Origin of the sequence: Christiangramia gaetbulicola (assembly GCF_003054225.1) — a bacterium.
GTDB classification, from domain to species: domain Bacteria; phylum Bacteroidota; class Bacteroidia; order Flavobacteriales; family Flavobacteriaceae; genus Christiangramia; species Christiangramia gaetbulicola.
In genome coordinates this window covers 595,880-618,146 of sequence record NZ_QBKQ01000001.1, presented here as the reverse complement: position 1 = coordinate 618,146, position 22,267 = coordinate 595,880, and the positions used below count along the sequence as shown (strand labels likewise).

Below are 22,267 nucleotides of genomic sequence, written 5' to 3'. Positions count from 1 at the left end.
ACGATTAATATTGGGATAATTACAGCTGAAGTTGCAAAGTGAATTTAAAAGCGAAATTCTTTTTGAATCTTTCAAGGTGATATCCCCCGTATCTGTACGCTGCCCCTAGTCCAAAACCGGCAAGGATCTTATTTAATTCAATTCCAGATTCAGCATATCCATGGTTTAGGGTGTTGAAGGCAATATCCTGATGTTTGTCCTGATTGTCAAAATCTCCAATGGCATATCTGGTAATAAAAACCATTTCTGGCTGAAAGCTTTTCGAGATGATAAAAGGTCGCAATTGATGCCTTATGTGAATAGTGGCCTGCCTATCACTAAAGAATTCATTATAGTACATGGTCTCAAAACTATTTCTACCAGCGATCGAAAACCGTCTGAAAACATTTTCCCGGTCTGGATTATTGGGATTTGCATGAAAAGTGTGCGTTAATGGCAGGTCTCCAAAACCATAGTTTCCTTCGAGAATGAATTCTGTTCTGGACCTGTCCAGCCTTTTGATCTCATGTTCAGCCTTAAAACCTATCCTGGTAAAGTTGAAATCGCCTCCAAAACTCGAAAAAGACTGTTCAATCTGTCCTGTGAATTGAGGAAATTCCTTTTCCAGGATGATATTGCTTTCGGGGGTATTCAAAAATTTGGAAAAAGGTCTCCATATAAAAGACAAAGTGGCTTTGGCCAGGTTATATTCCTCGTAGCTTCTACCTTCGTGCAAAAAGCTGTATGCCCTGGTTTGGGTGATCTCTTCTCTCGCAATTTGAAACTGAGTATCTAATTTTGGAGTGATTCGATGTTCCAGTCCGGCTGCATATCTATTATAGGTGTAATAGAAATTGATGTTTACAAAACGTGGAACCAGGATAGCGAAGGTATTTTCTCCCTTTAGATATTTAAAAGAAGCCGCTTCCTGTATGTCTTTTGTGATCGAAAAATTAAGGTTGGTGCCTGTTTTCTTATTCAGGTAGATCTGAGTACCTGCGCTGTATTTTAAAACTTCATCTTTAAAGCCATAAGTCGTATAGCCGTTTAGATTATATTTTTCGCTAAAACGATCGTTGGTGCTTCCGCCAAAACCTAAGCGAATCCCTTCATAATTACTGAACTTGAATATTTTACTAAGGTCAACATTCCAGAAACCTAAGGGGTAGGAGCCCGAAGCCATGGCTTTTTTTACTTCTATCTTGCGTTCAATATTCCCGGCTTTTAGAAGACTATCTACTTTCTTTTCTGTGGCTTTGTCGCGAACGTCGTATTCAAGTTGCCTGTTTGCAGCCCAGAATTCTTCGGGTTTGCTCACTGCAACCTCATTTATGTCTATCTCTGCTCCCGGATTCTCTATTTTTCCAGTATAATCCAGATCGATTTCGTAATTACTGGTAACAGAATTCAGGTAAATATCTCTGGAAATCTCTTCAGAGCCAAAAATAGTGCTTAAGACTCCTTTTTTCTGCTGCACAGCGCCCATCTGTATGGTTCCGCCAAAAACAGCGATTTCTTTTCCCCCTGATCCAGGTCTTATTTTTGTAGACTGTCCAGCAGGGAACCAGAGGTCTTTTTCAGGATAATATTTGTAGGTATGGTTTACCTCTAGCCGGATGGCACCCAGTAATTGAGCTTTTGCTTTCTGTATAGCAAAACTCACGGTATCCAGGTATAAGATACCTTCCAGGCCTGCAACCACTTTTTCACGTTTTGGTTTGAAATAGACCAGGTATGCCGGCCTTTCGGTTGCAGTGGTATCGAGTATCCTGTATTCGTAATTTTTAAAGGCATTATCGGCTAAAGGACCCGCATACTCTGTTTTATAAAGATTATAATCCTTCTTATAAAGTGAAAAAGGATTAATGTCCATCGCCAGTACGTTGTAGACAGGATCTTTAAAACCTGCAGTTCTTAATCCAAGGACCTTTTCTTTTCCGCCCCTTTTTTGATCGTATAAATGTTCTGAAACTCTTTCAGAAAGGTAACCCCTTCCTTCATTGATTATAGTCTGCATCGCCGCCGAAGTGGAGTCAGCGATCATCTCTATATTACCAAGTTCATTATCAATAATAAATTTGGTGTAGGCCTTATATTTAAATCCCGGTAATGCTTTTTCAGGATCGTTCTTCTCCCGGTTTTTAATCGCTTTCTCTATGATGAGATCTGCAGGATTTTTTCCGTCTGAGATCATAACGGTTTGCAGTTGCTCGTAGACCGGCGTCATTCCAACCTGTAAATACCTGGTGTCTTTACTAATCTGAACTTTTAAGGTTTTGTAACCCACATAGGAAAAACGGATACTGTCCAGGTCTTTTTCTAACTGTATCTCGAAACTACCGTCGATATTGGTCAATACCTGGGTGTCTTCACCCAGCTGGATCTCGGCATAAGCAAGAGGTTCCTTGGTTTGCTTATTTATTACCCTACCCGGGATCGTCTGCGCAAACAGGCCCGAACAAAAAAAGAATAAAATTATGAGTAGGGAAGATCGCATTAAGGGTTGTTGCTTATAAAATGATTAAAATAAAAAATGCCGGATCAAATCTGAAGTTATTTCAGATCCAAGCCGGCAATCTTATGTGTTGGAGAGAGCATTAAACGGTCATGATCTCTTTTTCTTTTACTGCAAGAATCTTGTCTATTCTTTCAATATAACTATTGGTTAATTCCTGAACTTCATCTTCAGAAGTTTTCAAAAGATCTTCAGAAATATCAAGTTTTTTAAGTTCCTGATTTGCCTGTTTTCTGTCATTTCTAACACCAACCTTAGCATCTTCAGCTTCAGCTTTTGCCTGCTTGGAAAGTTGTTTCCTTCTTTCTTCGGTAAGTGGTGGTACATTAATGATAACGCTTTCCCCGTTGTTCATTGGGTTGAAACCAAGATTTGCCATCATGATCCCTTTTTCGATCTCCTGGATCATACTCTTTTCAAAAGGCTGAATAGACAGGGTTCTGGCATCTGGAGTATTCACATTGGCAACCTGTTGAAGTGGAGTTTGAGCTCCATAATATTCAACCATTACACTACCAAGCATGCTTGGACTTGCTTTTCCCGCGCGTATATTCGAAAGTTGTTTTTTAAGATGCGAAATGGCTTTTTCCATTCCTTCTTTTGCTTCTTCTAGAATAAATTCAACTTCATCCATTTTATAGTAATTTTCAAGTTCAGATTTATAGGTTCACTTTTGTTCCAACACGCTCACCGGTGGCAACTTTAAGAAGGTTTCCGGGTTTGTTCATGTCGAACACGATTATTGGTAATTCGTTTTCCTGGCTTAAAGTGAAAGCAGTGGTATCCATTACTTTCAAGCCTTTTTTAATAACATCCTCAAATGTAATAAAATCGAATTTAGTCGCTTCTTTATCTTTTTCAGGGTCTGAAGTATAGATTCCGTCTACACGCGTACCTTTTAGAATAACATCGGCTTTGATCTCAATGGCTCTAAGCACTGCTGCAGAATCTGTTGTGAAATATGGATTTCCCGTTCCTCCACCAAAAATAACCACTCTTCCTTTTTCCAGGTGACGTATCGCTTTTCTGCGGATAAAAGGTTCTGCAACCTCGTTGATCTTTATTGCTGATTGTAATCTGGTCTGGATATCGGCATCTTCAAGGGCGCTTTGTAAAGCAAGACCGTTGATCACAGTAGCAAGCATTCCCATGTGGTCTCCCTGCACTCTGTCCATTCCGCGGCTTGCTCCGGCAACCCCGCGAAAAATGTTCCCTCCACCAATAACTATGGCCAGTTCAACACCTTTATCAACTACCGATTTAATTTCTTCTGCATATTCTGCCAGCTTCTCTGGATCAATGCCATATTGGCGGTTTCCCATTAAAGCTTCTCCGGATAGTTTTAAAAGTATTCTGTTGTATTGCATAGCTGATTTTTATTAATCGTTGCAAATATAGCTAATATCTGAATTTGTGAAATATATAGGCATTTTTTTGAGTTGCATTAGGAAGCATTTAATAGAAATTAACTTCTTTTGGCCTTTTACAGCCTTCTAAATTGAACTGATCTGGCTAGATTTTTGATATCTTTGATTACCTATAAACAGATAAAAAAAATTGACCTATGATGGGATATTATATAATTGCAGGACTTATTTTTATAGTAAGTATGTATGTAAGCAACAGGCTTAAGAGTAAATTCAAAAAATACTCTAAAGTTCATTTGCAAAATGGAATGAGCGGTAAGGAAATCGCTGAGAAAATGTTACGGGATAACGGAATAGATGATGTGAAGGTGATCTCTACACCAGGAATGCTTTCAGATCACTACAACCCAGCTAAAAAAACCGTGAATTTAAGTGAAGGCGTATATTCGCAAAGGAATGCCGCTGCCGCAGCTGTTGCAGCCCACGAATGTGGTCATGCCGTACAGCATGCTCAGGCTTACAGCTGGCTGCAAATGAGAAGTAAACTCGTACCGGTGGTAAGTGTAGCTTCTAAATTATCGCAATGGGCTATCTTTGGAGGTCTTATTCTAATGACCATGGTTGGAGTTGGAGTAGGGCAGACTGTTCTTCTTCTGGGTATAATAATGTATGGAATGGGAACACTTTTCAGCTTCATTACTTTACCAGTTGAATATGATGCCAGTAAAAGAGCCCTGGTTTGGCTGGAAACTGAAAATATGCTGACAAGTGCAGAACACGATGCTGCTGAAGATTCTCTTAAATGGGCAGCAAGAACATATGTGGTAGCAGCCGTTGGTTCTTTAGCAACCCTGCTTTATTTCGTAGGGATATTTATGGGAAGAGATTAAATTAAATAGTATATCAATAAAAAAAAGCTGCCCGATAAGGCAGCTTTTTTTTATTTAGATCTTTATTTGCCGGTCTATTTGTTGATTCAGCGATATAAAGGTTTCTGTTCTGGAGACCCCATCAATGGCCTGTATATTCTTATTCAGGACATGCATTAAATGTTCATTATCCCGGCAGAGGATCTTTAAAAATATAGACCAGTTACCTGTTGTGTAATGACATTCTATAACTTCCGGAATTTCACTTAATTGTTTTACTGCTTGTGGATTGCTAACTGCCTTGTCCAGGTAAACCCCGACAAAAGCCATCGTTTTATAACCTAGTAGCCTTGCATCCAGCATCATTTTAGAGCCTTCGATCAAGCCAGATTTTTCTAGTTTTCTTAAACGTTGATGTACGGCTGCACCTGTAATACCAATATTCTTCGCGATCTCCAGGATCGGTTTTTTTGCATCTTTCATCAGGAAATTAAGAATCGTCTTATCTATCCCGTCCAGCTTAACATTATCATTGACAATTTTCATAGGGTGATTTTTTTGATGGTAAAGCTAAAATACAAAATTGCTTCTCATTCTTAATTGCCAACTTCCCCAAAAGGATTGTATCCGAGGTATTCTGTTTCTTTTTCTTTAAATATAATATCCTGCTCCTCTAGTTTCTTTAATAATGGCTCGTATACCTCTTTTTGAATAGGTAATTGGACTCCCGGAGTTTTGATCTCACCGTTCAGTATCATTATGGTAGCCATTGCTACAGGTAGGCCAACAGTTTTAGCCATGGCGGTTTTAGACTGATCTTCACCAATATGCACCATGGTAGAATCTATTTGTTTCTTTTCTCCGTTGAGTTCATATCCAAATTTGTGATACATCACTATCATATCTTTGTCCTCTGGAGACAAGGTCCATTTGTCCATTAATATCTTTTGGAGTGCCTGGGCGGGAGTTGCATTTTTGATGCCTAATTTTTTATTAGGATTAAAAAGGTCTAATTCAATTAGTTTATCCCACATAATATCATCCTGGTCTATTTTCAGATTATGCCTAACCTTTAATTCCACCGAATCACTTGGAGAATATGGAAGAAATGAATTTATGAAATCACGATAACTCATGTCTTCAGAATTCTTCATCTCGAAGCTGTCATCTGTCATTCCTAATTGCACGAACATATTCCAGGCACGACTAAAACCTACCTTTCTTATAGTTCCTCTATATAAGGTAAGGGCATTTTCGAGTCCGTAGATACTTTGATATTTAAGGGAATTTCTATTGGCATATCCCTCGAACCTGCCATGACCTTCAATTTCCAGGAATTCAGTCCTTCTGAATAGACGCTGGTAAGGGATGTATTTATACTTGCCTTCCTGGATGAACTCAGCAACACCTCCTTGACCCGCCACTACAACATTTCGTGGATTCCAGGTGAATTTATAGTTCCATAGGTTGTTGTCACTTTCAGGAGCAACCAGGCCGCCGGTAAAGGATTCAAAAAGCAGCATCTTCCCGCCTTTATCCCTAATGCGGTCTATTACCTGCATAGCACTCATATGATCTATGCCGGGATCAACTCCAATCTCGTTCATAAAGATGAGTCCTTTCTCCTTAACCTCTTCATCCAGCGCTTTCATCTCGTCGCTTATATAAGAAGCGGTGACCATATTTTTTCCGAATTTCAAACAATCCCTGGCAACTTCTATATGGAATCTAGCGGGCAGCATGGAAATGATGATATCTGCACGTTTAATCGCCGGTTCACGGCTTTCCTTTTTGAATACATCCAGCTCAAAAGCCTCACATTTAGAGTGGTTATTGCAGGCTTTCCTGGCGTTTTCGATATCTATATCACCAATTCGTAAAAATAAGTTTTCACTATCGGCCTGCTGTAGCAGGTAATTTATGAGAACAGAGGTAGATTTTCCTGCTCCCACAATTAAAATTTCTCGCATAAATTAAGTTAGTTTTGTGTAGTTGTTGACGAATGTATTAAAACTTTGAGTTAAATAAAATTGAAATAATGCACAGGAGATTTTTAATTACCGGAGCTATTTTTGGATTAACCGCGGTAATATTTGGCGCTTTCGCTGCACATGGATTAAAAGAAACGATTTCAGCAGAATCACTGAATTCTTTTGAAACGGGAGTTCGTTTTCAAATGTATCATGCCTTTTTATTCTTGATCCTTGGAGGTTTTGATTTTCTAACTGAAAAAAAGATCAATTGGGTCTATTACCTGTTATTAACCGGGGTGATATTTTTTTCCGGATCTATCTATTTACTGTCTACCAGTTCGCTGTCTGGAATAGATTTTAAATCGATAGCTTTGGTAACACCCCTTGGAGGAACCCTGTTAATACTTGCATGGGCAATATTATTGCTGAATTTCATAAAGTTAAAAAAGAAATAAATTGATTTTGTTTAACGATATATCTACTTAAGATTTTTACTTTTGTACGCCTAAACAAACAACAGAATTGATTTTTTTATGGTCGACAACACTCAAATTACGAAAACGATTTCGTTAGAGGATTACGGGATCAAAAATGCCACAGTACATTATCAGCTATCTCCACAGGAACTTCACGATGAAACAATAAAACTTGGACAGGGAGTAGAGAGCTCTTTCGGAGCCCTGGCGGTGAATACTGGTGAATTTACTGGCCGATCTCCAAAAGACAGATTTATAGTGAAAGACGAGGTCACCAAAGACAAAGTTTGGTGGGGAGATATCAATATTCCTTTTGATCCAGAAAAGTTCGATAGATTATATGACAAAGTAGTGGCTTACCTGGGCGGTAAAGAAGTTTACGCCAGAGATGCTTACGCCTGTGCAGATGATAAATACCGTTTGAACATTCGTGTTGTGAACGAATATCCCTGGTCTAATCTTTTTGCCTTTAATATGTTTCTTCGTGCAGAGGATGAAGAACTTGAAAACTTCAAGGAAGACTGGTTGATCATAAACGCTCCCGGCTTTAAAGCAGATCCCTCAGTGGATGGAACCCGTCAGGAGAATTTTGCTATCCTTAACTTTAGCAAGAAGATCGCGCTTATAGGAGGTACTGGATATACCGGGGAGATCAAAAAAGGAATTTTCTCAGCGCTTAATTTCATTCTTCCGGTATATAAAAATACCCTTCCTATGCATTGTTCCGCCAATGTTGGAGAAGAAGGAGATACCGCTATTTTCTTCGGACTGTCTGGTACTGGTAAAACAACCCTGTCTGCAGATCCTGAGAGGAAGTTAATCGGGGATGATGAACATGGATGGACAGAAGAAAATACTATTTTCAATTTCGAAGGAGGTTGTTATGCTAAGGTGATCAATCTCTCTGAAGAAAATGAACCGGATATTTACCGCGCCATCAAACCAGGAGCAATACTGGAAAATATTGTTCTGGATGAAAATGGCAATGTAGATTTTGAAAATACCAGCATTACCCAGAATACAAGGGTAAGTTATCCTATTCACCATATTAATAATATTCAGGAACCTTCTTCAGGGAAGAATCCAAAGAACATATTTTTCCTTACCGCAGATGCCTTTGGGGTATTGCCTCCAATAAGCAAACTTACTCCGGGACAGGCTGCGTATCACTTTATTAGTGGATATACTGCTAAAGTTGCTGGAACCGAAGCTGGTGTAGATGAGCCGGTACCAAGTTTCTCAGCTTGTTTTGGCGCTCCTTTTATGCCGCTGCACCCAACAGAATACGCAGAGATGCTTAGTAAGAAAATGAAAGCTGCGAACGTGAACGTATGGTTGGTGAACACTGGCTGGACCGGTGGACCTTACGGTGTTGGAAGCAGAATGAAATTGAAATACACCCGTGAGATGATTAGCTCGGCATTAGAAGGAAAACTTGAAGATGTTGAATATGAAACTCACGATATTTTTGGCCTGCAAATGCCTAAAACATGTGAAGGAGTACCTTCAGAAGTTTTAAATCCAAAGAACACTTGGGCAGACAAAGATGCTTATGATCGTAAAGCGAAAGAACTATCAAATTTCTTCAGAAAGAACTTCAGTAAATTCGAGGAATATGCGAATGAAGAAATTATGAATGGTGCCCCGGTCGAATAGTTTTAATTGTTAGTTGAAAGAAAAAATCCGGTCATTTGACCGGATTTTTTTATTCTATAAATGAAGTAAGAATATTATTTCTTGTTGACCTCGCAGATATATTTATTAATCGCCATGGTCATACTTGGAGTTTCTGGAGTTGGAGCTTTGATGTTAACGGTAAGTCCGTGTTCTTTCGCAGCTTTGATAGTTGTGTTACCAAAAACGGCTATACGCGTATCATTCTGTTTGAAATCTGGGAAGTTCTCAAAAAGAGATTTGATTCCGCTAGGGCTAAAAAATACAAGGATGTCATAAGTCACATCTTTCAAGTGGGAAAGGTCACTAACTACCGTCCTGTAAAAAACCGCTTTTTTCCATTCTACTCCTAGCTTGTTCAAAGTTTTAGGAACATCTGGCTTCAGCATGTCTGAAGAAGGCAAAAGGAACTTTTCGTTCTTATATTTCTTGATAAGAGGAGCAAGTTCAGCGAAAGTTCTCTTACCAACATAGATCTTCCTTTTACGGTACACCACATATTTTTGCAGGTAATAGGCTACGGCCTCACTCAGGCAAAAATACTTTAAAGTATCTGGTACCTTGTATCTCATTTCCTCGGCAATTCTAAAGAAATGATCTACAGCATTTCTACTAGTAAGTATGATTGCTGTATGATTCGCAAGATCAACTTTTTGCTGTCTTACTTCTTTAGACGGAACTCCTTCCACATGGATAAAAGGGATGAAATCAATTTTAACTTTTTGCTTTTCCTCTAGCTCAAAATAAGGTGAATTTTCGACCTTAGGTTCTGGCTGAGAAACCAAAATTGTTTTCACTTTCATATATTAAACTTTATTAGGTCCTCTTTAGTTTGTAATTAGCTTATACAAAATTATATAAGGGGCGATTTCAAGTGCGCAAAGGTACAAAATAAAATAAAACCAATTGGCGCCAATTGCACTTTGATTTCTCCTGTAAATGATAAAAAGCCCAATAGCGTTCGCAATAATTGCAGAACCGCCTATTATGCCTATTATAAGAGCTGTAGGGTAGAATGTGTAAATTAAAAATAAAGATGCGAATAAAAGAAATATCGAGATGAAATTCCGGTAACTAAATTTCTGAAAAATGTAATAGTCTACCTTTTCATCAATTTCGAAAATATTTCCAATGATCTTTTCAATTCCGGCCTTGATAAGAACAAAACAAAAGTAGGCGGTAAAGATCCTTATAAAGATCACCAGGTCTGGAGTTTGTCCTTCCCGAAAGTAGCGATATATAATAAACAGGAATATGGAAACCGAAACTGCCTGTAGGGTAAGTAATAAAATGTTAAAACCATGAAAAGCTTTATTCTCCTTTCCTTTAAAGGCTATAAATTTGCCCGAGTTCAGTAGGGAGGTAAATTCCTCAAAACGTTGAGGAAACAAAATTTTGGCCACTACCAGAAGAACAAAACAGGATAGAAAAAGAATGGTGATCCAGTCTTGATATTCATAAATCCTCTCGGTTGCCTGCATGGAATAATTTTTTACAAATGTAAAATTTTGCCCCTTATTCGGGTAGCTGAACATAAAGATTTGAAATTTTAATTTGCATACATTTGTGCAAAATATTTGGGAATGGGAAATGGGATAATTATTATACCCACCTTTAATGAAATAGAGAATATAGAACGCATTATTAGGAATGTGTTCTCGCAGAGACGTAAATTTCATATTCTGGTCGTAGATGATAATTCTCCCGATGGTACCGCTACCAGGGTTAGAACGCTGCAGGCAGAATTCCCGGAGAGATTGTTCCTTGAAGAAAGATTGGGAAAACAAGGCCTTGGAACCGCTTATATTCACGGTTTTAAATGGGCTTTGAAGAGAGAATACGATTATGTTTTTGAAATGGATGCCGATTTTTCTCATAATCCCAATGACCTGGTAAGGTTATACAATACCTGTAAAAGGGATGGGGCAGATGTTGCCATCGGTTCCAGGTATATTACCGGGGTAAATGTGATTAACTGGCCCATGAACAGGGTGTTAATGTCCTGGCTGGCATCAAGATATGTTAGATTTGTGACCGGTATGGATATTCAGGATACAACCGCCGGATTTGTTTGTTATAAAAGAAAAGTGCTGGAGGCAATAGATCTGGATAGAATTCAGTTTATAGGTTATGCTTTCCAGATAGAGATGAAGTTTAAAGCTCATCTTTTAAATTATAAAATAGTTGAAGTACCGGTAATATTTACAGATAGGACCCGTGGAACTTCAAAAATGAGCGGCTCCATAATTTCTGAAGCCGTGTTTGGGGTAATAAAAATGAAGCTTAAAAGTCTGTTTAACAGGAAAAAGGTCTAATGAAAAAGGTATTAATCAAGAACGCTAAGATAGTTAACGAAGGAAAAATTACAGATGGGGATGTATTCGTTGAAGATGGTATAATTGTAGAAATTGCTGAAAGTATTAGCGCAAAATCTCCCGATGTAAACATATTTGATGCTGAAGGCACCTATTTATTGCCGGGGCTGATAGATGACCAGGTTCATTTTAGAGAGCCAGGGCTTACCCACAAGGAGTCTATTGAAACAGGTTCCAGGGCTGCCGTAGCCGGTGGGATTACCTCCTTTATTGAGATGCCAAATACGCTTCCTCAAACTACCAACATGAAGGAGCTTGAAGAAAAATTCAAAATAGCTTCTGAAACTTCCTACGCCAACTATTCTTTCATGTTTGGCGGTACTAACGATAACCTTAGCGAGATCGAAAAGATAGATCCTAAGCAGGTTGCGGCTTTAAAATTATTTTTAGGTTCTTCTACCGGGAATATGCTGGTAGATAATGAGAAAGTTCTTGAGCAGATCTTTAAGAAGTCTCCTGTTTTGATCGCTGTGCATTGTGAAGATGAAGATACCATTAAAAAGAACCTTGAGGAATGCGTGAAGAGATATGGAGATGATATCCCTATCGAGCTGCATCCCAAGATAAGAAGTGAAGAGGCTTGTTATAAATCTTCTTCAAAAGCTGTGGCTTTAGCCAAGAAGACCGGAGCCAGACTTCATGTTTTCCATGTTTCCACAGCAAAAGAACTAAGCCTTTTTACCAATAAAAAGCCACTTAAAGATAAGAAGATCACAGCAGAGGTTTGTATACATCACCTTTGGTTCAATGATTCAGATTATGCCAAAAAAGGGACTTATATAAAGTGGAACCCGGCCGTAAAGACTAAGGCAGATCAGGAAGCTTTATTGGAGGCCCTGAACGATAATCGTCTTGACGTTCTGGCTACAGATCACGCACCTCATACCAAGGAAGAAAAGAAAAATGTGTACACTAAGGCTCCTAGCGGAGGTCCTTTGGTTCAACATGCATTACCTGCTTTGCTTCAAATGCATCACCAGGGGAAAATAACTTTGGAAAAGATCGTTGAAAAAGCATGTCATAACCCGGCTATATTATTCGATATCGAAAAAAGAGGATTCATAAGAGAGGGCTATAAGGCCGATCTTGTGCTGGTAGATCTTAATTCGCCGTGGGCAGTGCAGCCAGATAATATTTATTCCAAATGTCAATGGTCTCCATTTGAAGGTACTACCTTTAAATCAAGGATCACGCATACTTTTGTGAATGGTAACCTGGTGTATAAGAATTTCAAACATACTCCATTCGCCAAAAATGCTGAAAGATTAAGCTTTGACCGATAATTTCAGAAATAGCGTTCTTTATCTTTTCCTGTTTATAGTCCTGGCATCCTGCCAGGATCTCGAGAAAACAGAAAAACCCGATGATCTCATACCTGAGGATAAGATGGTAGAAGTCCTAACCGAACTATCATTGGTAAACGCTGCTCGAAATTACAATAAGCAAAAGCTGGAAGAAACGGGGATCAAGCCTAAAGAATATATATATGAGAAATTCGATATAGATAGCCTTCAGTTTGAGCGCAGCAATGATTATTATACTGAAAAATATGATCAGTATGAGCGTATTTATGATAGTGTAAAGGTCAGACTGCAGATCCTTAAAACAAGATTGGATTCTTTGCGGGAAATAGAAGTGCGAATAGAGGATAGTATAAAGCTGGCCAAAAAGGATTCTTTAAAGGCCCTTGATTCCTTATCGGTAGATTCACTCAAAACTGGTTCCCTAAAATCTAAGAAAAGAGATAGTTTAAAAAAGGATATTGATAGTTTGATCGCGCCCCCGGTTAGGTTCGATAGTACCTCCGATAGGCAGAATTAGTGATCTTTTAGGTAAATCGCGGCTGTTTCCTTTAATACTTCATTTACGGGTGTAAACTGAAAATTCAGATCGTTTTTGATCTTCGCATTACTGTAAAAGGTTTCTGCATACAGGCCCTTGATAGATGCCCGGGTAATTTCTCTTTTAGCACCAAACCAACTTCCGATCTTCTGAAATATCCAACCCAGGGTGATCATCCATTTCTTTAACTGTTTACTGGGTGCTGGTTTATTCAGGTATTCAGCAGTATTTTTAAGCACATTCTCAAAGCTCAGGTTTTCTGAAATGAGGATGTAATTTTCATTCTTAATTGTAGAATTCATAAGTTGGATCATACTTCTAACTACATCATTCACTCCCACAAATCCGCTTACTTTTGGGAAATGATATTTTAACACCTTGTCTATTCTTTTGAAGATCTTTCCGCTTCCAGAATCCCAGAATCCGGGTCCTATGATGATTCCTGGATTAACGATTACCGCATCAAGTCCTTCCTGGGTTCCCCGCCAGACCTCGATCTCTGCACCATATTTGGAGATGGCATAGTCATTATGGTCTCCTTCAGGATTCCATTTTGCGGTTTCTGTGACTTCTTTTGCATTTACTTCAGAACCTATGGCCGCAACACTGCTCACATAACATAGTTTCTTGATCTTATTGGAAATACAGAGATTCACAATATTGGCGGTACCCTCAATATTGATCTTGCGAAGTTTCTTTTCGTCTGAAGGGTCAAAAGAAATAAGGGCAGCGCAGTGATATACATATTCTACTCCTCTAAATGCTTCTTCCAGGGCAGGAATGTTATTGATATCTGCCTGTACCCATTCAATTTTTTCAAAAAGAATATCGGCTTCAGCGTTATTAGAGTAGTAGCCAAAAACCTTTCTTACCTGATCGATATCACTTGTAGGTCTTATAGCTGCTCTAAGCCTTTCGTGTTTCTGCGCCAGTTCATACAATAGATGGGCGCCAATTAAACCTGTTCCTCCGGTTACCAGAATCATGTGGTAAATATAGCTAAAGCACTTAGGAAAAATAAGAGTAAATGGTATCTTTACGGCTATTTTTTATCTGAATTTTTAAATATGGAAAAGAATTTCGTTGAAGAGATCACCTGGAGAGGAATGTTGCACGATGCCATGCCGGGAACTGAAGAACACTTAATGGAAGCTATGCGTTCTGCTTATGTTGGGATAGATCCAACGGCAGATTCATTACATATCGGCCATTTGGTAGGAGTGATGATGTTGAGGCATTTTCAGCTTTGCGGACATAAACCTTATGCCCTGGTTGGAGGAGCAACGGGAATGATCGGCGACCCTTCGGGAAAATCTGCAGAAAGAAATTTACTGGATGAAGAGACTCTAAGACATAACCAGAATGCGCTAAAAGAGCAGTTGTCCAGGTTTCTTGATTTCGATTCAAAAAATGACAATGCCGCGGTCTTGGTAAATAACTATGACTGGATGAAAGATTTCTCTTTCCTTGAATTCATCAGGGACGTAGGGAAACATATTACTGTGAACTATATGATGGCAAAGGATTCTGTAAAGAAGCGTTTGTCTTCAGATTCATCAGAAGGAATGTCTTTTACGGAGTTCACGTACCAGCTGGTTCAGGGATATGATTTTCTTCATTTATTCAGAGAATTTGATTGTACCCTGCAAATGGGTGGAAGTGACCAGTGGGGAAATATCACTACGGGAACCGAGCTAATCAGAAGAATTGGTGATGGGAAAGGATATGCTTTAACCTGTCCTTTGATCACTAAGGCAGATGGTACCAAATTTGGAAAGACCGAAGGTGGTAATGTATGGTTGGATGCGAATAGAACGTCACCCTACAAATTTTACCAGTACTGGTTAAATACAAGTGATGAGGACGCTGAAAAATATATCAAGATCTTCACCTTGCTTAGTAAGGACGAGATAGATTCTCTTATAGAAAAGCATAGAGAAGCACCTCACCAGAGAGAGCTACAAAAAGTTCTTGGAAGGGAAGTGACCACGATGGTGCATTCTGAAGAAGAATATGAAAATGCTTTAGCTGCTTCTGAAGTTCTATTTGGTAAAAGTACTGCCGATGATTTCAGAAAACTGAACGAAGCAACTTTCCTTGATGTTTTTGAAGGTGTTCCGCAAGCAGAGGTAGCCCTTAGCGAAATTGAGGCCGGACTTGATATGATAGGTGCGCTTTCCGCTAAAACCGGATTTCTAGCTTCTAACGGGGAAGCCAGAAGAGCTTTAAAAGAGAATTCAGTTTCAGTGAATAAAGAGAAGGTTAAAGAAGATTATACTATTTCTACTTCAGATCTTATAAACGGGAAATATGTGATCCTTAACAAAGGGAAAAAGAACACATACATTATCAGAGCAAATTAATACGGCTCAGGTATGATATAGTGCTAAAACCATGTCGAAAAATTTTACGTAAATCTTTACAGTAAGATTCGACATGAGTAACACTAAATTAGAGAATATTGTAAGCTATATCATGATTGCGCTGGCGATCTGTATGATAATCTGGATCGCTTTGATTGAATAAAATCCGTTGCTTTAGATTGAAATTAGTTAAAATACAAAAGCCTTCAGGAGAGATCCTGAAGGCTTTGCAACTAACTAACCAATCTAATATGAAAAATTTTCACTTAGCCGCAGAATGAAAACGCTTGGGATGTCATTTTGCACTCTGCACTAAGTGGGTCGTAAAACTTTCATTTACTTTACATTAGGGCTAAAAAAAATTTTAAAGTAATAAGAGGTTACACCCTCGAACATCACTATTATCAAACCTTCCGAGGATTTCAATATTTTTATTTTTTTTACGCCCAAGGTCCTGGGTGGCAATAAAAGAGCAGGAATTTATATTGGCGAGATCTATGACGTTGATGCCGCCTGTTTTGCCATTTTCGAGAAAAGTTAAGGCGTCTTCGGGATCACGAATAAGAATATCCATCCATGGGGGGCATTCAAAAATTCCCTTTCCGGTAGAATAGGCTTGTGAAAGCAGCTCGGTCATACCATATTCGCTATGGATATCATCTACTCCAAAACCATTTTTTAATTCCTGGTGAAGTTCCTGCCTAATCATTTCCTTCCGGCGGCCCTTCATTCCACCTGTTTCCATTACAATGGTATTTTTTAAGCTGAACTGATCCTTTTCAACAAGGTCCAGCAAGGCAAAGGAAACGCCTATTAGAAATACCTTTTTTCCGCTTTGATCCAGTTCTTTAAGTTTGCTGGATAAATCATCCAGGTTGTTCAGGTAGAAATCGCTTTCCTTGTCTTTTGAATGGTTTATAAGAGCATTGACCATATAAATAAGGGAAGAACCTGTGCGTTCTAAATAGGATGGCAGTAAGGCAAGGAAAGTATAATCTTCCGGATTCCCGTAGAATCGTCTAAAGGCATCCATAAAGCTTTTCTCGTATAGTCTTAGATCGCTAACATAATGTTTACTGGTAGCCGGGCCGGTTGTTCCGCTGCTGGTAAAAGTGATCTGCGGCGCAGCCTTGCCGCTTATTAATTTTTTGCTTTTAAAAAATTCAATGGGTAAAAAGGGGATATCTTTTATAGTTTTTACCGAATTCTCATCTCTGCCCAACAATTGGCAGAAGTTCTGATAAACGATATTGTTTTTGAATTGATATTTGAAGACTTCCAGGCTCAGAGTTTCAAATTCAGATCGCGTTGAAATTTCAAAAATTTTATTTTCCAGCATAGAGAGCTCTCGAAGATTTCATCAAAATTAAGGAATAAAAAAAGCCTCTGAAACAGAAGCTCGTCAAAAAAATAAAATATAGAAACTTATTTTACCACTAATTTCCTGGTAGCTCTGGCTTTGCCTTCCTGGATCTTAAGAATATAGATTCCGGGAGTTAAAGAAGAAACGTCCATTTCTCTACCTCTAAGACGCGTTTTTTGAACGGGCTTTCCTAAGACATTATAAATCTCAATTTCCTTTTCCTGATTTTTGGTGGTAGAAATATAAACTTTACCTCCGGTAACAGGGTTAGGGTAAATAGACAAACCATCAATAGGGATTTCGGTTCGCTGCGGCGCACGAGCAGCTTCCTGAGCGTTTACCGGAGCGGCAATCATCAGGAAACAGAAAAGAAAAAAGGTAAATAGGTACTTTTGCTTCATTCTTTGTGATCGAGGTTTAAACAAACATACAAATAAAATTTCAAAAATCTTGTCATTGAAATTACCTAAATATAAAAAATTATAATAAAAAAAAGGGTTGCACGTTGCAACCCTTTTATATTGGCTAATTCTTGATATTCAAATCATTATGAAATGATGTCTCGATTACATTGCCCAGTCGAACATGTTGATATCTACTGTCGCTTCAGCATCATATGCAGCCGCTACATCTACAATATTTCCGTCTATGGTAATACCAGAAAGATCGTTTCTATTGTCATCTGTGATATCGATGATTGTTTCGTAACCTGAAAGTGAAAGTCCTTCGATAACCGCTCCAGAAGTAGCTTTGAACTGTAATGCAGTTCCTCCTGTTGTTGACACAGCAGTGAAATTGATGATCTTAGGAGACGCATCTCTTTTGTCTGCCTCGATAGCCGTAGAGAAGTTGTCTATGGTGTGGCTAACATAAGTGTTTTCGATAGTACCACTCCATCCTTCGGTCCAGTCTACAGCATCATCTTCGTTATTTTCCAGGTAAATGTTTTTAACGGAAACAGTTCCTCCAAAGAATTCTACTCCATCATCTGCACCGTTCATGATCGCGATATTTTCGATAGTAGTACCAGATCCAACAGCATATAATGAAAGACCGTTATATTGAGATTCAGCATTAATTGCTGCACCGGCATCCTTAAGGATTAGATAATTGATAGAACCTGAATTGTCCTCGTCTTCTGTCCCACCATAAAGGATTCCACCAACTTCTGCAGTAGCATTAATACCTTCGTCTGTAGAAGCTTTTCCAGCGATCACAAGACCACCCCAGCTTCCAGCCGCACCGGAAGTAGACGACATAACTACAGGATTAGATTCGGTTCCATTTACTTCGATCATTCCTCCCTGTTGAACTACGATGTAAATGTTCGTAGCGTCGGTTTCGCTGTCGCTTCTGGCAGTGATCTGAGTACCTGCAGGAATAGTAAGTTTTCCTCCATCTTCAACAGAAACAGTATTGCTAATTACATACTCGTTACTTGCATCTAAGGTTAGATTTCCTTCTATTGTAGAAGGTAGAACCGATACCTGGCCTCTGTTGGAGATCCAATCGAACATAGATACATCTACCGTTGGATCACCTGAGTAATCAAGGTTTAGATCAACCGGAGCTCCATTTAAGATGATTCCTGAAAGATCTGTTCTATTGTCATCTGTGATATCTACCGCAGTATCATATCCAGAAAGTGAAAGTCCTGTGATCGTAGCTCCAGATACAGATTTGAACTGAAGTGCAACTCCACCAGTAGTAGAAACCGCAGTGAAATTAGTGATCATTGGATTTCCATTCTCTTTGTCTGCTTCAATAGCCGTGGAGAAGTTTTCTATAGTGTGAAGAACATACACGTTATCTAAAGATCCACTCCAACCTTCGGTCCAGTCTACCGCGTCGTCCTCGTTATTTTCAAGGTATAGGTTTGAAGCTGAAACGGTACCGCCAAAGAATTCTACTCCGTCATCTGCTCCATTCACTAAAGCAACGTTCTGGATAGAAGTTTCAGAACCTACCGCATAAAGAGACAATCCGTTGAATTGAGATTCAGCATTGATAGCCGCTCCTGCATCAGATAATACAAGGTAATTGATAGACCCAGAATCATCAGACTCATCTTCACCTCCATAAATAATTCCTCCAACTTCTGCAGTGGCATTAGATCCTGCCGCAGTGGGTGCATTACCGGCGATGATCAAACCACCCCAGGTTCCTGCCTCTCCGCTAGCAGATCTCATTACTACAGGAGCAGATGAAGAACCCTGAATGTCTATTTGTGCTCCTTTTTGAACAACGATATAAACATTGGTTGCATCACTTTGGTCTGTATCTGTATCTGCTATTATTTGAGTTCCGGCTGGAATTGTAAGAGTCGCGCCAGCTTCTACTGAAAGAATTCCAGTAAGGCTATATGTTTCAGAAGCATCAAGGGTTCTGTCTTCATTTACAGATCCGTTAAGCTCTACGTCTTCAGATGGTATTTGTCCGCTGTCATCTGATGGGTCAATTGGCTCAATGCTATTATCATCACTACACGATGTTGCAAGCAATCCCATCGAGATCGCAGCCATTAACATGATTTTTTTTGCGTTTTTCATAATCTTGGTACTAATTTTTAAAAAATGGTTGTGGTTATTTAAATTCTAATCGATTAAAAAGAATAGTTTACTCCAAGGCTTAAAACAGCGCCCCGGTCATATGATCTTACTGTTTGGTTCGATGCAGGTACGTTTCCTGAAATTGGTCTTATTTCCTGGTATCTCTCGATTTCAGGATTTAATAAGTTCTGTCCTCTGAATTCTAAAGACCAGTTATCATTAAGCTCTTTAGACATGATTAGGTCCAGGGTCACAAAACCTTTTTCGATGATCTCATCGTTATACTGAATATCTATCTGGTCTAATCTCTGGCTCTCTGGGTTACCCAAAGCAAAGATCTTATCTGAAGCATATGCTCCAACCAGGGTTGCTGTGAAAGGATTTTCAGTTTCAGTAGAAACATTTAAAGAGGCGTTGAAGATCCAGTCTGATGCTCCCTGAAGTCCGATCTCATCTTTCCCGTTGTAACGGAAAGTTCTAATGAAATCTCCATTCTCATTGTATACATCTTTAAGATCCTGCTTGTGCCACATTCTGGTCACGTTACCTGTCACAGCTACGTCTAATCCAGCTTCATTTTCGTTCTCGATGACATCCATTCTTGCTTCAAGCTCCAATCCATAGATATTCGCTTCGTCTCCTGCGTTGAAGTAAGAGAATACCGGTGCAGAACCTCTTTCTCTCGCTTTGTTAATAGGATCGTTGATGTTCTTATAGAATCCGGTAAGGGAGATCAATTCACCTGAACTTGGGAAGATCTCGTACTTAATGTCAAAATTGGTGTTGGTAGAAGCTTCCAACTCTGGGTTACCTCTGGTGATCAAACCTGTTTGAGCTACATATTCAAAAGGAGCGATCTCCTTGAATTCTGGTAAAGTAATGGTTCTGGATGCTGCCAGTCTTATGTTCGAATCTTCGTTTGGCGAGAATCTAAAATTGATGCTTGGATAAATATTGTCGTAAGACTTGTTAACAAAATTCGGAAGGTTTGACGGGTAGTTATTCACGTCGAAAACAACATCTATATCATCCTTCTGAACTCTGGCACCAACATTCAGGTTCCATTTTTCATTCCCATAGTTAAAGAATGCGAAACCAGATAATGATTCCAGCGTACCATTATAAAGGTCAGGGCTCAGGTTGTTCACCACCAAAGCTCTGCTGTTAAAATTCTCTGTAGTGAATATTCCGGTTAGATTATCTATAGATTCAGGATTAACCGTGTTGAAGTTTCTTTCTTCAACCCCATAGAATTTCGAATAAAAGTCTCTTTCTTTATTTCTGAAGTTACCACCTAGTTTAATGAAAGCCTTCTTCTCTGATTCCTCGTCCTGGATAAAATTGTATTGATCCTGGATGAATGCGTTGATCTCGCGATCATCGATCTGCTGATTAGATTTTCTCTGTTGAAAAGCTCCCGTTTCACCAAGTAAGATAGGTTCAGTAGGATGAAGGTTCACCTCGTTTCTAATACGGTTAGGCTCATCTGCATCTACCATATTGTAACCTGCAGCCCATTCGATCTCGTTCTTACTGTCCCACATTTCGTGAAAACCATGTAATTGATTTACCCAAAGCCTTGTTTGTTTGGTATTCTGGTCGCGTACAAATTGATTGAAATCATCTCCACGGTCGCTTTCTTCAAAAACGATACCTTCACCATTTCTACCACCTTCAAATACTTCATCGCTTACTTTATTGATGAATAAACTGGTAGCCTTGATCCTGTTGTTATCATTGATCTGGTAGCCTAGATCTAAAAGCGCAGTGTTATTATCTGTCTTTTTATAGTTGGTCGCATCGGTGAAACCATCTTCAAAATCGTTATTTCGATAGTTGGCGAAAGTTCCCTGATTGTATTCGAAATCAACTGAATTTGATGCAGTGAAAAGGACTTCAAGATCTCCAAATTCCTTACCTGCAGTAAGAGCATATCTTCTGTTAATTGGGAATACAGCATTTTGTGGATCCCAGCTCTGGTTGTTAAGCGCAAATTCGGTTGGAATGTTTTGATCGTAGAAACCAAAATATACATCCTGTTGATTAGGAGAAACCTTGAAATTGTTGAATTGTCCAACGGCATTCGTATTCGCTCCAAATCTCATTCCCAGGTCCAGTTCGCTTTTTCCTCTAAGTTCTCTGGAAGTAATGTCTATACTACCTGAAGCCTGGTCTGCAGAATTTTCTGCGGAATAGTTCTTACTAATAGAAATATTCTGGATAACTCTCGTTGGGAATAAACCTAGGTCAATGTTCTTACGCTCCACATCGTCTGAAGGGATTGGAAGACCATTCATAGTAGTATACAGATATCTGTCACCAAGTCCTCTTACAAAAATATCTCCTGAAGCTTCACTACTGGTAACTCCTGAAATTTTTGTGGTTGCTGTGGCGGCATCGGAAACTCCTAATTTGGCTAATTCCTGAGCCCCGATGCTTTCCTTGATATCTACTGAATTCTTTTGTTCTATAAGTAAGGCTACTTCAGAATCTCTTCTGGAAACAGTGGTGATCACTACTTCATCTAAAGCAGCTGCACTGGATCCTAGTTCTGTATTTACCTCGGTAACTTTTCCGGCTTCAACTACAACATTAGGAACTTCTAAAGTTTCATATCCAACAAAGCTGAATACTACTGTATAGGTTCCTGGCTCTAGTTTATCTAATAAGTATATTCCGTCATAATCTGATGTTGTTCCTTTTGCAGAGTCCTTTAGTAAGACATTGGCGAAAGGTAGGGGTTCACCGTTCATCTCCTTATCGGAAAGTTTTCCGCCTATGGCTCCGGTTGTTGCTTCCTGCGCCTGCATTGCGGTTACAATAAAAATCAATGATAAAAATAAGAATCGTTTCATTTCTGTTTTTTGCTATAAAATCTCGCTGCAAATTAACGGCGAAGACACAAGGAGGATGTTACCTTAG

19 protein-coding genes are annotated in these 22,267 nt (G+C 39.1%); 7 read left to right on the top strand and 12 right to left on the bottom strand.

The window, feature by feature from the left end; translation table 11 throughout:
- Nucleotides 1–19: 19 nt before the first annotated feature.
- The 3 genes from C8P64_RS02710 to pyrH all read right to left on the bottom strand — a co-directional run bounded on the left by C8P64_RS02710 (nucleotide 20) and on the right by pyrH (nucleotide 3,861).
- Nucleotides 20–2,476: a DUF5686 family protein gene (locus tag C8P64_RS02710; RefSeq protein ID WP_108170513.1), complete on the bottom strand. Its 2,457-nt coding sequence runs from the start codon at nucleotides 2,474–2,476 to the stop codon at nucleotides 20–22.
- Nucleotides 2,477–2,576: 100 nt separating this feature from the next.
- On the bottom strand, nucleotides 2,577–3,128 hold the full coding sequence (frr, locus tag C8P64_RS02705; protein ID WP_108170512.1) for a ribosome recycling factor: 552 nt from the start codon (nucleotides 3,126–3,128) through the stop codon (nucleotides 2,577–2,579).
- A gap of 25 nt (nucleotides 3,129–3,153) precedes the next feature.
- A complete protein-coding gene (pyrH, locus tag C8P64_RS02700; protein ID WP_108170511.1) occupies nucleotides 3,154–3,861 on the bottom strand; it encodes a UMP kinase in 708 nt (235 codons plus the stop codon).
- A gap of 197 nt (nucleotides 3,862–4,058) precedes the next feature.
- Here pyrH and C8P64_RS02695 point away from each other — a divergent pair, with 197 nt between their 5' ends.
- Nucleotides 4,059–4,751, top strand: coding sequence for a zinc metallopeptidase (locus C8P64_RS02695; protein WP_108170510.1), 693 nt, complete (start codon nucleotides 4,059–4,061; stop codon nucleotides 4,749–4,751).
- A 54-nt stretch (nucleotides 4,752–4,805) separates the two neighbouring features.
- Here C8P64_RS02695 and C8P64_RS02690 read toward each other — a convergent pair whose 3' ends face one another.
- Together C8P64_RS02690 and C8P64_RS02685 are read right to left on the bottom strand one after the other, a co-directional pair.
- Nucleotides 4,806–5,276: an Lrp/AsnC ligand binding domain-containing protein gene (locus C8P64_RS02690; RefSeq protein WP_108170509.1), complete on the bottom strand. Its 471-nt coding sequence runs from the start codon at nucleotides 5,274–5,276 to the stop codon at nucleotides 4,806–4,808.
- Nucleotides 5,277–5,326: 50 nt separating this feature from the next.
- Nucleotides 5,327–6,700 (bottom strand): saccharopine dehydrogenase family protein, encoded by a 1,374-nt coding sequence (locus C8P64_RS02685; protein WP_108170508.1) that lies wholly within the window; start codon nucleotides 6,698–6,700, stop codon nucleotides 5,327–5,329.
- A 68-nt stretch (nucleotides 6,701–6,768) separates the two neighbouring features.
- Here C8P64_RS02685 and C8P64_RS02680 point away from each other — a divergent pair, with 68 nt between their 5' ends.
- Together C8P64_RS02680 and pckA are read left to right on the top strand one after the other, a co-directional pair.
- On the top strand, nucleotides 6,769–7,158 hold the full coding sequence (locus C8P64_RS02680) for a DUF423 domain-containing protein (RefSeq protein WP_108170507.1): 390 nt from the start codon (nucleotides 6,769–6,771) through the stop codon (nucleotides 7,156–7,158).
- A 78-nt stretch (nucleotides 7,159–7,236) separates the two neighbouring features.
- The gene (gene pckA, locus C8P64_RS02675; RefSeq protein ID WP_108170506.1) at nucleotides 7,237–8,835 is read left to right on the top strand and encodes a phosphoenolpyruvate carboxykinase (ATP); all 1,599 of its coding nucleotides are present in this window, start codon (nucleotides 7,237–7,239) and stop codon (nucleotides 8,833–8,835) included.
- Between the two features lie 74 nt (nucleotides 8,836–8,909).
- Here pckA and C8P64_RS02670 read toward each other — a convergent pair whose 3' ends face one another.
- Together C8P64_RS02670 and C8P64_RS02665 are read right to left on the bottom strand one after the other, a co-directional pair.
- Nucleotides 8,910–9,656, bottom strand: coding sequence for a uroporphyrinogen-III synthase (locus C8P64_RS02670; protein WP_108170505.1), 747 nt, complete (start codon nucleotides 9,654–9,656; stop codon nucleotides 8,910–8,912).
- 24 nt (nucleotides 9,657–9,680) lie between these two features.
- The gene (locus C8P64_RS02665; protein ID WP_108171253.1) at nucleotides 9,681–10,334 is read right to left on the bottom strand and encodes a DUF4271 domain-containing protein; all 654 of its coding nucleotides are present in this window, start codon (nucleotides 10,332–10,334) and stop codon (nucleotides 9,681–9,683) included.
- Between the two features lie 102 nt (nucleotides 10,335–10,436).
- On the opposite strand from C8P64_RS02665, the gene C8P64_RS02660 reads away from it, so the two are divergent.
- Genes C8P64_RS02660 through C8P64_RS02650 form a run of 3 tightly spaced genes read left to right on the top strand, consistent with a single transcriptional unit; the run spans nucleotide 10,437 to nucleotide 13,049 of the window.
- Entirely contained in the window at nucleotides 10,437–11,168 is a 732-nt protein-coding gene (locus C8P64_RS02660; protein ID WP_108170504.1) for a polyprenol monophosphomannose synthase, read from the top strand.
- The gene (locus tag C8P64_RS02655; protein ID WP_108170503.1) at nucleotides 11,168–12,511 is read left to right on the top strand and encodes a dihydroorotase; all 1,344 of its coding nucleotides are present in this window, start codon (nucleotides 11,168–11,170) and stop codon (nucleotides 12,509–12,511) included. The genes C8P64_RS02660 and C8P64_RS02655 overlap by 1 nt, the downstream gene beginning before the upstream one ends.
- On the top strand, nucleotides 12,501–13,049 hold the full coding sequence (locus C8P64_RS02650) for a DUF4296 domain-containing protein (protein WP_108170502.1): 549 nt from the start codon (nucleotides 12,501–12,503) through the stop codon (nucleotides 13,047–13,049). Before C8P64_RS02655 ends, C8P64_RS02650 begins: the two co-directional genes overlap by 11 nt.
- Here C8P64_RS02650 and C8P64_RS02645 read toward each other — a convergent pair.
- Complete coding sequence (locus C8P64_RS02645) at nucleotides 13,046–14,056, bottom strand: NAD-dependent epimerase/dehydratase family protein (protein WP_108170501.1); 1,011 nt, start codon at nucleotides 14,054–14,056, stop codon at nucleotides 13,046–13,048. The genes C8P64_RS02650 and C8P64_RS02645 overlap by 4 nt on opposite strands.
- Nucleotides 14,057–14,137: 81 nt before the next feature.
- On the opposite strand from C8P64_RS02645, the gene tyrS reads away from it, so the two are divergent.
- Nucleotides 14,138–15,433 carry a tyrosine--tRNA ligase gene (gene tyrS / locus C8P64_RS02640; protein WP_108171252.1) on the top strand — a complete coding sequence of 432 codons (1,296 nt, stop codon included), beginning with the start codon at nucleotides 14,138–14,140 and terminating at the stop codon, nucleotides 15,431–15,433.
- A gap of 364 nt (nucleotides 15,434–15,797) precedes the next feature.
- On the opposite strand, the gene C8P64_RS02635 is transcribed toward tyrS, so the two are convergent.
- From C8P64_RS02635 to C8P64_RS02620, 4 genes are all read right to left on the bottom strand, one after another.
- Nucleotides 15,798–16,772, bottom strand: a complete 975-nt coding sequence (locus C8P64_RS02635; RefSeq protein WP_108170500.1) for a LuxE/PaaK family acyltransferase — start codon at nucleotides 16,770–16,772, stop codon at nucleotides 15,798–15,800.
- Nucleotides 16,773–16,858: 86 nt separating this feature from the next.
- A complete protein-coding gene (locus C8P64_RS02630; protein ID WP_108170499.1) occupies nucleotides 16,859–17,197 on the bottom strand; it encodes a T9SS type A sorting domain-containing protein in 339 nt (112 codons plus the stop codon).
- Nucleotides 17,198–17,362: 165 nt separating this feature from the next.
- The gene (locus C8P64_RS02625; protein WP_108170498.1) at nucleotides 17,363–19,345 is read right to left on the bottom strand and encodes an autotransporter outer membrane beta-barrel domain-containing protein; all 1,983 of its coding nucleotides are present in this window, start codon (nucleotides 19,343–19,345) and stop codon (nucleotides 17,363–17,365) included.
- A gap of 53 nt (nucleotides 19,346–19,398) precedes the next feature.
- Nucleotides 19,399–22,200 (bottom strand): TonB-dependent receptor, encoded by a 2,802-nt coding sequence (locus tag C8P64_RS02620; RefSeq protein ID WP_108170497.1) that lies wholly within the window; start codon nucleotides 22,198–22,200, stop codon nucleotides 19,399–19,401.
- Nucleotides 22,201–22,267 lie beyond the last annotated feature (67 nt).

Excerpts from the sequence above, each read along its gene's own strand:
- C8P64_RS02630 (WP_108170499.1), bottom strand. The coding sequence starts at position 17,197 with ATGAAGCAAAAGTACCTATTTACCTTTTTTCTTTTCTGTTTCCTGATG.
- C8P64_RS02685 (WP_108170508.1), bottom strand. The coding sequence starts at position 6,700 with ATGCGAGAAATTTTAATTGTGGGAGCAGGAAAATCTACCTCTGTTCTC.
- tyrS (WP_108171252.1), top strand. The coding sequence starts at position 14,138 with ATGGAAAAGAATTTCGTTGAAGAGATCACCTGGAGAGGAATGTTGCAC.
- C8P64_RS02695 (WP_108170510.1), top strand. The coding sequence starts at position 4,059 with ATGATGGGATATTATATAATTGCAGGACTTATTTTTATAGTAAGTATG.
- C8P64_RS02625 (WP_108170498.1), bottom strand. The coding sequence starts at position 19,345 with ATGAAAAACGCAAAAAAAATCATGTTAATGGCTGCGATCTCGATGGGA.
- C8P64_RS02710 (WP_108170513.1), bottom strand. The coding sequence starts at position 2,476 with ATGCGATCTTCCCTACTCATAATTTTATTCTTTTTTTGTTCGGGCCTG.
- C8P64_RS02690 (WP_108170509.1), bottom strand. The coding sequence starts at position 5,276 with ATGAAAATTGTCAATGATAATGTTAAGCTGGACGGGATAGATAAGACG.
- C8P64_RS02655 (WP_108170503.1), top strand. The coding sequence starts at position 11,168 with ATGAAAAAGGTATTAATCAAGAACGCTAAGATAGTTAACGAAGGAAAA.
- frr (WP_108170512.1), bottom strand. The coding sequence starts at position 3,128 with ATGGATGAAGTTGAATTTATTCTAGAAGAAGCAAAAGAAGGAATGGAA.
- C8P64_RS02670 (WP_108170505.1), bottom strand. The coding sequence starts at position 9,656 with ATGAAAGTGAAAACAATTTTGGTTTCTCAGCCAGAACCTAAGGTCGAA.
- C8P64_RS02665 (WP_108171253.1), bottom strand. The coding sequence starts at position 10,334 with ATGCAGGCAACCGAGAGGATTTATGAATATCAAGACTGGATCACCATT.
- C8P64_RS02660 (WP_108170504.1), top strand. The coding sequence starts at position 10,437 with ATGGGAAATGGGATAATTATTATACCCACCTTTAATGAAATAGAGAAT.
- pckA (WP_108170506.1), top strand. The coding sequence starts at position 7,237 with ATGGTCGACAACACTCAAATTACGAAAACGATTTCGTTAGAGGATTAC.
- C8P64_RS02680 (WP_108170507.1), top strand. The coding sequence starts at position 6,769 with ATGCACAGGAGATTTTTAATTACCGGAGCTATTTTTGGATTAACCGCG.
- pyrH (WP_108170511.1), bottom strand. The coding sequence starts at position 3,861 with ATGCAATACAACAGAATACTTTTAAAACTATCCGGAGAAGCTTTAATG.
- C8P64_RS02645 (WP_108170501.1), bottom strand. The coding sequence starts at position 14,056 with ATGATTCTGGTAACCGGAGGAACAGGTTTAATTGGCGCCCATCTATTG.
- C8P64_RS02635 (WP_108170500.1), bottom strand. The coding sequence starts at position 16,772 with ATGCTGGAAAATAAAATTTTTGAAATTTCAACGCGATCTGAATTTGAA.
- C8P64_RS02620 (WP_108170497.1), bottom strand. The coding sequence starts at position 22,200 with ATGAAACGATTCTTATTTTTATCATTGATTTTTATTGTAACCGCAATG.